General features: G+C 60.5%; 9 protein-coding genes. 4 read left to right on the top strand and 5 right to left on the bottom strand.

Going from position 1 to position 12,650, the window contains the following annotated elements; translation table 11 throughout:
• Window positions 1–136 precede the first annotated feature (136 nt).
• The 3 genes from B3N48_RS00485 to B3N48_RS00475 all read left to right on the top strand — a co-directional run bounded on the left by B3N48_RS00485 (window position 137) and on the right by B3N48_RS00475 (window position 5,526).
• The gene (locus B3N48_RS00485) at window positions 137–1,528 is read left to right on the top strand and encodes a dermonecrotic toxin domain-containing protein (protein WP_296178308.1); all 1,392 of its coding nucleotides are present in this window, start codon (window positions 137–139) and stop codon (window positions 1,526–1,528) included.
• A gap of 9 nt (window positions 1,529–1,537) precedes the next feature.
• A complete protein-coding gene (locus B3N48_RS00480; protein WP_296178304.1) occupies window positions 1,538–2,440 on the top strand; it encodes a membrane-targeted effector domain-containing toxin in 903 nt (300 codons plus the stop codon).
• A 131-nt stretch (window positions 2,441–2,571) separates the two neighbouring features.
• Window positions 2,572–5,526, top strand: coding sequence for a membrane-targeted effector domain-containing toxin (locus B3N48_RS00475; RefSeq protein WP_296178299.1), 2,955 nt, complete (start codon window positions 2,572–2,574; stop codon window positions 5,524–5,526).
• Window positions 5,527–5,619: 93 nt separating this feature from the next.
• On the opposite strand, the gene B3N48_RS00470 is transcribed toward B3N48_RS00475, so the two are convergent.
• Window positions 5,620–6,231 carry a TetR/AcrR family transcriptional regulator gene (locus B3N48_RS00470; RefSeq protein WP_296178297.1) on the bottom strand — a complete coding sequence of 204 codons (612 nt, stop codon included), beginning with the start codon at window positions 6,229–6,231 and terminating at the stop codon, window positions 5,620–5,622.
• 116 nt (window positions 6,232–6,347) lie between these two features.
• Here B3N48_RS00470 and B3N48_RS00465 point away from each other — a divergent pair, with 116 nt between their 5' ends.
• The gene (locus B3N48_RS00465; RefSeq protein WP_296178294.1) at window positions 6,348–7,538 is read left to right on the top strand and encodes an MFS transporter; all 1,191 of its coding nucleotides are present in this window, start codon (window positions 6,348–6,350) and stop codon (window positions 7,536–7,538) included.
• Window positions 7,539–7,647: 109 nt separating this feature from the next.
• Here the strand turns inward: B3N48_RS00465 and guaA are convergent, their stop codons facing one another.
• The 4 genes from guaA to B3N48_RS00445 form a co-directional block, all read right to left on the bottom strand.
• A complete protein-coding gene (gene guaA, locus B3N48_RS00460) occupies window positions 7,648–9,225 on the bottom strand; it encodes a glutamine-hydrolyzing GMP synthase (RefSeq protein ID WP_296178292.1) in 1,578 nt (525 codons plus the stop codon).
• A 182-nt stretch (window positions 9,226–9,407) separates the two neighbouring features.
• Window positions 9,408–10,877 (bottom strand): IMP dehydrogenase, encoded by a 1,470-nt coding sequence (guaB, locus tag B3N48_RS00455; RefSeq protein WP_296178290.1) that lies wholly within the window; start codon window positions 10,875–10,877, stop codon window positions 9,408–9,410.
• Between the two features lie 126 nt (window positions 10,878–11,003).
• Window positions 11,004–11,552 (bottom strand): sugar ABC transporter ATPase, encoded by a 549-nt coding sequence (locus B3N48_RS00450; RefSeq protein WP_296178287.1) that lies wholly within the window; start codon window positions 11,550–11,552, stop codon window positions 11,004–11,006.
• A gap of 86 nt (window positions 11,553–11,638) precedes the next feature.
• On the bottom strand, window positions 11,639–12,424 hold the full coding sequence (locus B3N48_RS00445) for a sulfite exporter TauE/SafE family protein (protein WP_296178286.1): 786 nt from the start codon (window positions 12,422–12,424) through the stop codon (window positions 11,639–11,641).
• Window positions 12,425–12,650: the final 226 nt, after the last annotated feature.

Here is a 12,650-nt window from a genome sequence, read left to right as displayed (position 1 = left end):
GAGCAGGTGTAAGGGGCCGATACGATACACAGGCGATTACAGTAAGATAAGCAAGCAGTGGCTGCGGTACATATTTAGTACCAATTCAGTCACGCAGACCGGGAAGCTCATCGTTCATCCATCAAGGACGACGATCATGCCTCCCTTTCCCCAAGACACCGCTGCGTTGAGCGCAGACCGGCAAACGCTCCATGCGATCGGCCGAAAAGTGACCGATGCCTGTCCCGACATGCGTCAGATGGCACGCGTGGCCGCCACCGAAATCCTGAGCAAGCACGGCCTCGGCGATCTGGAACCGGACACGGTCTACTGGCACCGTTTCGACCGTACCGAAAGCAGCACGCTGACGTTCAACGGCTGGGAACATCTGGACACGCCCATCGAATCCCTGACGCTGCCGCAACTGGTCATGCGCCGCTTCAATGCCAATGATCAGGACGCCGAAGACGACCTACAGGCCATGAGCGGTTTCTACACCGAAGGCCCTGAGGCCCAGGCCTACGACGAAGCCAATGAAGTGCGGCTCTTGCCTCAAGATGTGTTGGAGGCCTTCTGGACCCTGGATTTCAAAACCCGATTCAACACGCAACTGTCCAGCTTCTGGCAGACCTGCGCGGACGATTTCAGAACCTTGGTGAAAGCCAATTTCATCGCCAAGGCCATCGAGGACCATCGCCACCATCACCTTGACGACGAACAATTCAGCTCGCTGATGATGGCGCTCGGCATCAACCCGATGAAACCCGTCACCCTCATGGCGTTGCAAGCCGACAGCAGGCACCAGGCCGGGGTGCGGATTGCCAAGCTCGACATCGCTGGCTACGAAGCCACCGACATGCTGCGCATCATCGAGCCTGGTGGCCGTCAGTTTCTCTATATGCCTGGCGAGGTCAATGCCTTTCAGGTGTTCGACACCCCCGATGATTTGCAGGGGTGGCTGATGACTCAGACGAATCAGCCGACCAATCGCGCCCGTTTCATGTCGCACTTTCCGCTCGCCCAGCACGCCGAACGTGATCACGCTGCGGGCCTGAATCACGCACTGGACATGATGTTCAGTCACTGGGGCCCGAACACCCTGAAGGTGGTCAATCGCAACGACCAGACCGTGGCGGATGACCCGTTCACCCATTTACGCGACTGCATGCGAAGCCGCATGCAAGCGGACGCCGACTATGCCCTTCATTCCAATGGCGAACTGCGCAAGCAGATGTGGATGGGTCATTTGAAAGCCTTCGGCCAGACCTTCGGCGCGCTTGCGGCGCTGGACTGGCCTGTCGCGCTGGCGGCTGTGGGCGCGGGGCTTGCCGATGTCGGCTTGAACATTGATCAGGCGATCCATGGGTATACCACGGCCGAGCGAAAGAATGGCGTGGTGGGCGCTGTCCTGAGCAGCATCGACGTGTTGTTCAACAGCGTTTTCCTGCTGTCTGCGGCGACACCTGAATTGAAAACCGTCGTCGCCGATCAAACGCCCGCGACACCCGTTGCGGCGCCGCCCATCGCGGACCTGCCTGAACCGACGTGAATTCCGCCATTGAAAGAGATCGAGGCCAGCGTTCCAGAAGCGGCGCCCACTGATGAAACCACCGAGGGAATCCTTTCATTCCGCAGCAACGAATTGCTCGCCGATGTGCGCACGCTCTACCTGGAACATGTATTGACCGATCTGCATCAGGCCGAATTGGACACGTTCGCCAGGACCGGTCGCATGCCGGCACCGCTCAAGGCCTATCTCGAAGACCTGGACTGGGGCCACTTCACCGACTCGACAGGCACTTACACCTTCCAGAATCTGGTGCGCACGGCGCAGAAGTATGGCGTGCGCATTCGCGCGATCGACTGCATGGCGAGTTATCGCGTCGCAGGTCTGCCTGATCCTGAACGCAACGTGCGGCTGAAGATCATGAATTATTTCGTACACACGGTGATGGCCGCGGATGCACCGGCACGTGCAGGGGGCAAATGGATTGCACTGGTGGGCAATGCCCACGCCAATGCCTTCAAAGGCGTGCCCGGGGTGGCGGAAATCGAAGGTGTGATGGGGTTGCGCATCCGGGATGTGCCGGAAGGCGGCGTCACCGGTTTCGAACCTGACCCCGGCGAGGACGTATTGACGGCCATGGGCGCCCCGGCCGGGAGGGTCCAAAGCGACCTGCGATTACAGAAGGTGACGACGGACGTGCGCACTCATTTCTTGCGCACCCCCACGTCGTTGGGCTATCGCCTGCGACGCCCTGGCAACTTCGCGATCCAGCGCTCGGGCGACTCGCCGCTGCTGATTTACAAGAACCAGAAAGGGGTGGTGACGTACCTGCCCATCACGGTGAGCGATGAGCACCTGACTCTCCAGAGTCCCGACTGGCCGCTGATCAGCGGGCGCCGCTTCGACAGCTTCGAAGAACTCGCCTTTGCCCTCAAGCTGACAGGCTTGACGTGAACACCCTGTGGCTGACCGGACGCACGTGGACGTCGCGTCCGGTTCTGAAGAGGCGTGGAAAATACATATCTAACACCCACAGTGTGATGAAAACCGGGAAGCTCAAGACTCATTCATCACGGACGACGATCATGCTTTCCATCATCACTGACACCCCGGCGATCAGCGCAGACCGCCAGGCGCTGGACGCGCTCATCCACAAGGTGGTCGACGCGTGTCCCGACCTGCGCGAAATGGCCCGCGAGGCCGCCAGGGACATATTGAACCAGTACGGCCTTGGCGCATTGGAACCGGACGCGGTGTACTGGCATCGCTTCGACCGCAGCGAGAGCAGTCCGCGCACATTCAACGGCTGGGAACACCTTGATAAACCGGTCGAGTCACTGACGCTGCCGCAACTGGTCATGCGCCGTTTCAGTGTCGAGGCCCAGGATAGTGCCGATGCCTTGCAAACCCTGAGCGGCTTTTACACCGCAGGTCCGGACGCTGATGTCTTCAACGAAACCAACGAAGTGCGCTTGCTGCCCGTCGACGTGATGCGCGACTTCTGGGCGCTGGATTTCAAAACCCGGTTCAACGACAAGCTAACCGCCTTCTGGCGCGACTGTGCCGATGATTTCCGGACACTGGCGAAAGCCAACTTCATCGCCAAAGCCGTTGAAGATCGTCAAAGCAACGCCCTGACGTCGGAGCAGTTCAATGCACTGATGAAGGCGCTAAACCTGGACGTCAGCCAACCGATCACATTGGCCATGCTGCAATCGCCGGCGTCGCTGGCGGCTGGTGTGCATGTGGCGCAGCTGGACATCGCAGGATACGAAGCGAGCGACATCCTGCGCATCGTCGAGGACAGTGGCCGGCAGTTTCTCTACGTACCGGGTGACGTCCATGCCTTTCACGTCTTCGACACCCCGGACGACCTGCAGTGGTGGCTGATGACCCACACCAACGAGGTCGACAACCGCGGGCGGTTCATGGCGCACTTTGCCCTTTCCACGCACGCCGAAAATAGCCATCAGACCGGCCTCCACCACGCGCTGGACCTGATGTTCAGCCACTGGGGGCCGCATTCGCAGTCGGTGATTAACCGCAAAGCCCGTCCAATCGACGGCGACCCATTCACCCATCTGCGCGACGCGACACGCGCGCGCATGGAGGCCGATGCTGAATTCTCCCTGCACGGCAATGGCGAGCTGCGCAAGCAAATGTGGATGGGCTACCTGAAAGCATTCGGCAAGACCTTCGGTGCGCTGGCTGCCCTCGACTGGCCGATTGCCCTGGCAGCCGTTGGTGCGGGCCTGGCAGACGTGGGTCTGAACATCGATCGGGCGATACATGGGCACACCACCGCCGAACGTAAAAACGGCGTGATCGGGGCGATCTTCGGTAGCGTCGATGTGCTGTTCAATGCGCTGTTCCTCGTGCAAGCCGCGGCGCCGGGACTGCCTGAGTTGCCTGAGTTACCTGAGTTGCCTGTGAGCGACGAGCCTGTCACCTTGCCCGAAATACCGGACAACGAAACCCTGTCTGCCGGCGCACCGGACGTCCCGCCTTCTAGCACTGCCGAGCAGGCAGAAACGTCCCACCCACTGACATCCTTCGAGACCAACGAGCTGCTGGACAGCTACGCGCCGCCGCCCACGGAAGGCTGGATGCGAGGCATTTACCTCTCCGCGAATGGCCAGACATTCATTGCAATCAACGACGTCGCGTATCAGGTTCGCTACATCAAGGACCTGAACAGCTGGGTCATCGTCGATCCGGAAAACCCCTTTTCGTTCTCTCGCAACCTGCCGGTGCGGCTGAACGACGCGGGCGCATGGGAGACCCTACCTACCCGAGGCCTGCGCGGTGGCGGAGGCGTACCGGGAAAACTGGCCGGCCGTCGCGTTCCTGCCGCCGCCCCTGAACCGGCATTGCCCACCCCGTACGATATGCCGCCCGACACGCGGGAAGGGTTGCGTGCACGGGTGGAATCCCCCAGTGACAAACCGTTCAGTGGGCGCTACTTCTCCCTGACCCCAAACGATCCTATCGATCAATTTTTCGTGGTTCGCCAGCGCCTGCTGAAGGACGTGAACGCGTTCTACGCTGACCTGCATTTGCCTGATCGTCCGGCGATGCCGCTGATCGCGGCGAATGCCTCGCCCAAAACGGCGCTCAAGCAGCTCTATGAGCAAGCGCGGGGATTGGTGATCGGTGAAAGCCACAACAGCGTGGCAAGCAAGCAGTTTCTGATCGACAACATGAGTGTGCTGGCCAAACAGAACGTCAACACGCTCTACATGGAACACCTGCTCACTGACCTGCACCAGGCTGACCTGGATGCGTTCGCGCGGACCGGTGAAATGCCCGAAGCGTTGCACACGTATCTGCAGGATCTGGACCGGGGGCATTTCACTGATAAAACCGGGCGGTACACCTTTTTGAATCTGGTCAAGACGGCCAACACGCACCGTATGAGAATCCGCGCCATTGACTGCATCGCCAGCTACCGCACCGCTGGCCTGCCCGATCCCGCCGACAACGTGCGCCTGAAAATGATGAATTACTTCGCTGACACCGTCATCCGAGCGGATCAGGCAGCGCTGGGCAGCGGCAAATGGATCGCACTGGTGGGCAATGCCCACGTCAACACCATGAACGGCGCCGCAGGTGTGGCGGAACTGGAAGGCGTCATCGGCCTGCGCATCACGGACGTACCTCCCGGCGAGCCGATCGGTTACTCCATCGACCCTGGAGAAGAAGTCGTCGACGCGTTGGGGCGACCCGCCGGCACTGTCAAAGGCGATATTCGTCTGCGCATGACTGTGCCGGGTTGCCAGCGCATTCCCTCCACAACCCCGGTCTCTATGGAATCGCGCTTACGCAACCCTGGCAACTTCGCGATTCAACAGGCGGGTGACGCCTCGGAACTGATCCACCGCAGTCGGGGCGGTTCGCTGGTACACACGCCGATCAGGGTCGAGGGCACGGATGTGTACATTCAGCGCGCTGAGTGGCCCATGATCAGTGGACGGCGTTTCCAGAGCATCGACGAGTTGAGGAAGGCGCTAAACCTGATGGGCTTGAAAGAAATCCCGTGATACGAAGAAGCCGGATGCGTCTCAAGAGAACCGCATCCGGCGTCAAGGTGCTATGGCAGCAGGCTGGCCAAGCCGCCTGCGGCCCGCTCTCAGTCACACTGACTGAACGTCCCAGACCGCCATCAATCGGTCGATCGCGCCCTCAATCACTTCAATTGAAATGCCATCTCGCGCCATCGTCGAAATGCCCAGCAGAAAGCCTTCGAAGACCGCCGCCAATGTTGATGCTACGGTTCCTGCGGGCAGATCACCGAGATCTATCGCACGCTCTATGCAGGCGTGTAATCCCGCTCGGTTGCGCGCGCGCGCAGTGTCCAGGGGTTCCCGAATACGAACATCGGCAGGCGCGCAAACGCTCATCACGCCGAGACCGACCATGCACCCCTTCGGATGCCCGTCTGCGCATTGCATGCGGGCTGAGCCTTTCAAAGTGCTGACGATCGCTTCCCTGGGCGACAGGGACACGTCGTAAAGCGGGTCTATCACCCGGCCATAGGTAGCCAGATACCGATCAACGACCTCCCTGAACAGCGCCTCTTTGGAACGGAAGGCCGCGTAGAAACTCGGGGCCGTGATACCGCCTCCGATGCCTGCTTTGAGCTGGCTGAGAGACGTGGAGTCGTAGCCATGCTCCCAGAACAGCATCATCGCTTCGTCAACCCCTTGGGCTCGGTCGAATGCGCGTGGGCGCCCCATCGTTGCCATGCCTGTTCTCCTCGATTCAACGAGTTTAATACTAGTCGATACAGAATTGATTGACCACCATTCACGTCCGCGCTTAGATTAATACCGATCGATACACATACTACGGACCCGAGCCTATGCATGCTGAACGTAACAAACTCCCAATAGGCGCCTTACTGGCGCTCGCGATGACAGGTTTCATCTGCATCATGACTGAAACGCTGCCAGCGGGACTGCTGCCGGCCATCAGTGCGGGCCTGGACATCTCCCCCTCACTGGCCGGCCAAATGGTCACGGCCTATGCGCTCGGCTCCATGCTGGCCGCCATTCCCCTCACATTGGCCACCCAAAGCTGGCGCCGCCGTCGGGTGCTACTTGCCACCGTCGTCGGTTTTCTGATCTTCAATTCGATAACAGCCTGGTCAACCAGCTTTGCGCTTACGCTCGTCGCGCGATTTTTTGCAGGGGCAGCGGCAGGCCTGGCGTGGAGCCTGATAGCAGGTTACGCACGACGCATGGTCACGCCAGTCAATCAAGGGCGTGCGCTCGCCATCGCTATGGTCGGCACCCCTATCGCGCTGTCCCTTGGCGTGCCGCTCGGCACATGGATGGGCAATCTGCTGGGCTGGCGCTGGTCGTTCGCGGTGATGTCAGCGATGACCCTCGGGCTCGCCCTGTGGATTCTCATCACAGTGCCGGACTATCCCGGCAAGACGGCCAGCCAGCGCGAGCCGATTCTGGCCGTGCTGCGCAAGCCTGGGGTCCGCCCGGTCCTGGGCGTGGTCTTTACCTGGATGCTCGCGCATAACGTGCTGTACACCTACATCGCCCCCGTGGCCGCACAAGCCGGACTCGAACAGAGCGTCGATCTCATCCTGCTGGTTTTCGGCGCAGCGTCACTGCTCGGCATCTGGATCACCGGGCGTCTGGTCGATCACTACCTGCGCCGAACCGTGCTCGTCAGCCTGGGCAGCTTCGCGCTCATTGCGTTGCTCTTGGCCACGTTCGACGTTTCGGCCGGCGGCCTCTACGCCGCTGTCTTCATTTGGGGGCTTTCGTTCGGCGGGGCGGCGACGCTGCTGCAGACCGCCTTGGCCGACAGCGCGGGAGACGCCACCGACGCAGCGCTGTCGATGAACGTCGTGGTATGGAATTGCGCCATCGCCGGCGCGGGCATCCTCGGCGGCGTCCTGCTGGACAGCTTGGGCGTCAGCTCATTTCCGTGGGCGTTGCTGGGTCTTCTGCTGGTGGCTTTCGCCATCGCATCGACGGCAACCCGTCATGGCTTCAAGGCCGGAAGCCGACACACCGAGGCGGCCACTCACTGATGTGATGGCCGTAGACCGCCTTCATGGGGCGTAGAAGTCAGGCATGCCTGGGGCAATTGCAGAAGGCCTCCCTTGTACAACGGACCGAGGGAGGCCTGCGGGCCAAACCTTATTCCCACTCAATCGTCGCAGGCGGCTTGCTCGAGACGTCGTAGGTGACGCGGGAGATGCCTTCGATTTCGTTGATGATACGACCGCTGACAGTTTCCAGCAGTTCGTACGGCAGGTGCGCCCAGCGAGCGGTCATGAAGTCGATGGTTTCGACGGCGCGCAGGGCGACGACCCAAGCGTAACGGCGGCCATCGCCGACGACGCCGACCGATTTCACAGGCTGGAACACGACGAAGGCTTGGCTGACTTTGTGGTACCAGTCGGCTTTGCGCAGTTCTTCGATGAAGATGTGGTCGGCGCGACGCAGCAGGTCGGCGTATTCCTTCTTCACTTCACCGAGGATACGAACGCCCAAGCCCGGGCCCGGGAATGGGTGGCGGTAGACCATGTCGTACGGCAGGCCAAGCTCCAGACCGAGGCGACGCACTTCGTCCTTGAACAGCTCGCGCAATGGCTCGACCAGTTTCAGGTTCATCTCTTCCGGCAGGCCACCGACGTTGTGGTGGGACTTGATGACGTGTGCCTTGCCGCTCTTGGCACCAGCGGACTCGATCACGTCAGGGTAGATGGTGCCTTGAGCCAGATACTTGATGTTGTGCAGCTTGCTCGACTCGGCATCGAACACGTCGATGAAGGTACGGCCGATGATCTTGCGCTTTTTCTCCGGATCGCTCTCGCCGGCCAGGTTGTCGAGGAACTGGGCCTCGGCGTTGGCGCGGATCACTTTGACGCCCATGTTCTCGGCGAACATGGCCATCACCTGCTCGCCTTCGTGCAGACGCAGTAAGCCGTTATCGACGAAAACACAGGTCAGTTGATCGCCGATGGCCTTGTGCAGCAGCGCCGCAACCACCGAGGAATCGACGCCGCCAGACAGGCCCAGCAGCACGTTGTCGGTGCCGACCTGGGCACGGACCTGGGCGATGGCGTCTTCTGCAATCTTCGACGGCGTCCACAAGGCTTCACAGCCACAGATGTCGAGGATGAACCGCGACAGTATGCGACCGCCCTGTTTGGTGTGCGTCACTTCCGGGTGGAACTGCACGCCGTAGTAGCCGCGGGCATCGTCAGCCATGCCGGCAATCGGGCAACTCGGGGTGCTGGCCAGGATGTGGAACTCGGACGGCAACCTGGTGACCTTGTCACCGTGGCTCATCCAGACGTCGAGACCCAGCAGGCCGTCGGCGTCGACGTGATCTTCGATGCCGTCGAGCAAGCGGCTCTTGCCCACTACGTCGACACGGGCATAACCGAATTCACGCATTTCGGAACCTTCGACCTTGCCACCCAGCTGTTCGGCCATGGTCTGCATGCCGTAGCAGATACCGAAAACCGGAACCCCCAGGTCAAACACGGCTTGCGGGCAGCGTGGGCTGTCGGCGACGTGTACGGACTCGGGGCCACCGGCGAGGATGACGCCTTTGGGCGCGAATTCGCGAATCGCTTCATCGTCCATGTCGAACGGGTGCAGTTCGCAATACACACCAATCTCACGGACGCGACGGGCGATCAGTTGGGTGTACTGGGAACCGAAGTCCAGGATCAGGATGCGGTGGGCGTGAATGTCGAGGGCCATTGGGAGACTCTTCTAGAGCAGCTTCGAGCCTCAAGCTTCAAGCTGCAAGTGGCGCAGCTGCAAGCTTCAGGTCCAAGCCGCAAGATGTAGGGAGACTGCAAGCCGTATGTGGTGCCGGGCCTTGAAAGCGCTGGCACTACGATCAGCTTGCAGCTTGTAGCTTATAACTTGCCGCCGGGAGGCTAGCCGACCCGGTAGTTGGGCGCTTCCTTGGTGATCTGCACGTCGTGGACGTGAGACTCGGCCATGCCGGCGCCGGTGATGCGCACGAATTCAGGCTTGGTGCGCATTTCCTGAATGTCGGCGCTGCCGGTGTAACCCATGGAGGAGCGCAGACCGCCCATCAGTTGGTGGATGATCGCGGACAGCGAGCCTTTGTAGGCAACGCGGCCTTCGATACCTTCCGGCACCAATTTTTCGGCACCTTCGGACGAGTCCTGGAAGTAGCGGTCCGAAGACCCTTGTGCCTGAGACATGGCGCCCAGCGAGCCCATGCCGCGATAGGCTTTGTAGGAACGGCCCTGGAACAGCTCGATTTCACCCGGCGCCTCTTCAGTACCGGCGAACATCGAACCCATCATCACGGCGTAGGCACCGGCCACGATGGCTTTGGACAAGTCGCCGGAGAAGCGGATGCCGCCGTCAGCGATCAAGGGAACGTCGGTGCCTTCCAGCGCAGCGGCCACGTTGGCGACGGCGCTGATTTGCGGCACGCCAACGCCTGCGACGATACGGGTGGTGCAGATGGAGCCAGGCCCGATACCGACCTTGACGCCATCAGCACCCGCTTCGACCAGCGCGCGAGCCGCAGCGCCAGTGGCAATGTTGCCGCCGATGACTTGCACGTCTGGAAAGTTCTGCTTGACCCAGCGAACGCGATCGATCACGCCTTTGGAGTGACCGTGTGCGGTGTCGACAACAATGACGTCAACGCCCGCGGCGACCAGCGCGGAGACGCGCTCGCCGGTGTCTTTGCCGGTGCCGACGGCAGCGCCAACCCGAAGGCGACCTTGATCGTCCTTGCTGGCCAGTGGGTAGGCTTTGGATTTTTCGATGTCCTTGACGGTCATCATGCCCTTGAGCGCGAACTTGTCGTCGACGATCAGGACTTTCTCGAGACGGTGTTTGTGCAGCAGGTCGCGGACTTCGTATTTGTCGGCGCCTTCGTGCACGGTGACCAGACGCTCTTTCGGCGTCATCACTTCACGGACAGGAATATCCAGACGGGTTTCGAAGCGCACGTCGCGGGAGGTCACGATGCCGACGAGTTCGCCGTCATGCAGGACCGGAACCCCGGAGATGTTGTGTTGACGGGTCAGATCGAACAGGTCACGCACCGTGGCATCGGCCTCGATGGTGATCGGATCCTTGACCACACCCGCTTCGAACTTCTTGACCTTGCGCACTTCGGCAGCTTGCTGCTCGATGGTCATGTTCTTGTGGATGACGCCGATGCCGCCTTCTTGAGCCATGGCGATCGCCAGACGAGCTTCAGTGACGGTGTCCATAGCGGCGGAAACGAGGGGGATGTTCAGTTCGATGCCACGGGTCAATCGGGTTTTCAGACTGACTTCGTTAGGGAGCACCTCGGAATAACCGGGCACAAGGAGAATGTCGTCGAATGTAAGGGCTTCTTGGCTGATACGCAGCATCGCTGGGCTCCCGAGCGGGAAAATGGAAGCGCGCCATTATACCCAGACACCTGTCCCTGCTCAATGTAAAGATCTGCCTATTTGATAATCTGCCCGATTGCTCAGCGCTATCGTCGCCCTCACTCTTTATAGGCGGACTTTGACGAAGGACACCGGACGATCCAGACGTTCGGCGAAAGCTTCCACGAAGCTGGGCTTGAACCCCGCGTCCAGCCAATTGTTGAAGATGAAACCGAGGTTGGAAAAGCCGCAAGGGTCGAGAAACAGGAAGCCATTGATGTCGTCTTCGTGGCGGCATTCCGGGCACATGAAATTGTCGGTATGGCCGGGCATCCACTCTTCCAGACTGTCGAACAACGCCTCACCGATCTCACGCCGACATTCGGGACACCCCGCCTCTTCCTTGAAGCCCAATTGCGGGGTGTAAATGCAGCGCTTGAGAACGATTTCCAGCCCGTTGATCGCCTGGCCATACGGCAGCGCATCGGGGTTTTCGACAAAGCGCCGGGCACCGGGGGCTATGGCATAGGCCATACGGTTGAAACTGCGCCCGCACGTTGTCAGCGATTCCTCGACCACGTCGAGCTTCACCAGCCAGCGCAGGATCGCCCGTGCCTTGGCCTCATGGGCCGGGAAGCTGGAAATTTGCGGGACGATGATGCTTTGGGTGTTCATGACGGGCCTGTCAGACGCGGGATCGGGGGCGGCAGCTTAATCCCACCGCCGATGACGTCAAGTAGAGCCGTCAGCTCCCCAGACCGTCAACCCGCGAGGTAGCGACCAATCAGCGTGATGCCGCTGATCAGCACCATCCAGGTCACCAGGCGGACGAACATTTCCCGCGACAGCCGCATCACCAATCGACGACCCATCCAGGAACCCACAATCATCGCGGGCAACAAGCAGACGGCCAGCACCAACAGCGAGACTTGCGCGTACACGCCGGTGATCACGAACAGGCTTAGACGCACGATGGTGCTGCAACTGATGAGCGCGTTTTGCGTGGCGCGGGCCTGGAGTTTATCGGTCAGGCGGCCGTTGAGATAAATCGCATAAAGAAAGCCGCCGCTGCCGAACAAGGCACCGAATAATCCGCCTATCGTGCCCATCGGAATCGACCATGCGGCAGACAACTGGGTCGGCCGCACTTTCACCGCCAGGCTATAGACCGAATAGCCCATCAGGAACAGCCCCATTAACAGAAGCAGCACGTCGGATTTCAGATTTAGCAGAAACAGCACGCCCAAGGTACAACCCACCGCCATGCACGGCACCATGCGCATCAGCTCAGACCGCACTACCGCTTGCCGCGAAGGCAGCAGGTGACCGAATGCAGCGAGGAAATCCAGCATTACCAGCAAAGGGATGATCCGCGAGAGCGGCATGAAATGGATGAGGACGGGGCCAGCGACCAGGGCCGTCCCGAAACCCGCAATGGCGAAGACCAGATAAGCAGCGATGACACCGCCTTCAATGAACAGCCAGTCGGTCGGGGTCAAACCCAGCTGATCGAAAACGCCCGACAACTCGGCGAGGCTGGTGAGCATTGTGTCCTCCTTGGATGAGCCGCGGCGCACAGCATACTCGAAATGCTGATGAGTACTCCGTGGCGATATTTGAACACCGCTCGTGTGGGAGCCGACTTGCTGGCGAAGACCTGGAGACAGACAGGTCATCGGCAACTGAACTACTGCCTTCGCCAGCAAGCCGGCCCCCACAGGTGACTGTGCTTCCCCAAAGGACGCACTGCCTGATATCAAATGTGGTGACCCA

Origin of the sequence: Pseudomonas sp. UBA1879 (assembly GCF_002338065.1) — a bacterium.
Taxonomy (GTDB): Bacteria; Pseudomonadota; Gammaproteobacteria; order Pseudomonadales; family Pseudomonadaceae; genus Aquipseudomonas.
The sequence above is the reverse complement of the archived record's forward strand: the minus strand, read 5'-3'. Positions and strand labels throughout refer to the sequence as shown.

Excerpts from the sequence above, each read along its gene's own strand:
- B3N48_RS00485 (WP_296178308.1), top strand. The coding sequence starts at position 137 with ATGCCTCCCTTTCCCCAAGACACCGCTGCGTTGAGCGCAGACCGGCAA.
- B3N48_RS00475 (WP_296178299.1), top strand. The coding sequence starts at position 2,572 with ATGCTTTCCATCATCACTGACACCCCGGCGATCAGCGCAGACCGCCAG.
- B3N48_RS00470 (WP_296178297.1), bottom strand. The coding sequence starts at position 6,231 with ATGGCAACGATGGGGCGCCCACGCGCATTCGACCGAGCCCAAGGGGTT.
- B3N48_RS00465 (WP_296178294.1), top strand. The coding sequence starts at position 6,348 with ATGCATGCTGAACGTAACAAACTCCCAATAGGCGCCTTACTGGCGCTC.
- guaA (WP_296178292.1), bottom strand. The coding sequence starts at position 9,225 with ATGGCCCTCGACATTCACGCCCACCGCATCCTGATCCTGGACTTCGGT.
- guaB (WP_296178290.1), bottom strand. The coding sequence starts at position 10,877 with ATGCTGCGTATCAGCCAAGAAGCCCTTACATTCGACGACATTCTCCTT.
- B3N48_RS00450 (WP_296178287.1), bottom strand. The coding sequence starts at position 11,552 with ATGAACACCCAAAGCATCATCGTCCCGCAAATTTCCAGCTTCCCGGCC.
- B3N48_RS00445 (WP_296178286.1), bottom strand. The coding sequence starts at position 12,424 with ATGCTCACCAGCCTCGCCGAGTTGTCGGGCGTTTTCGATCAGCTGGGT.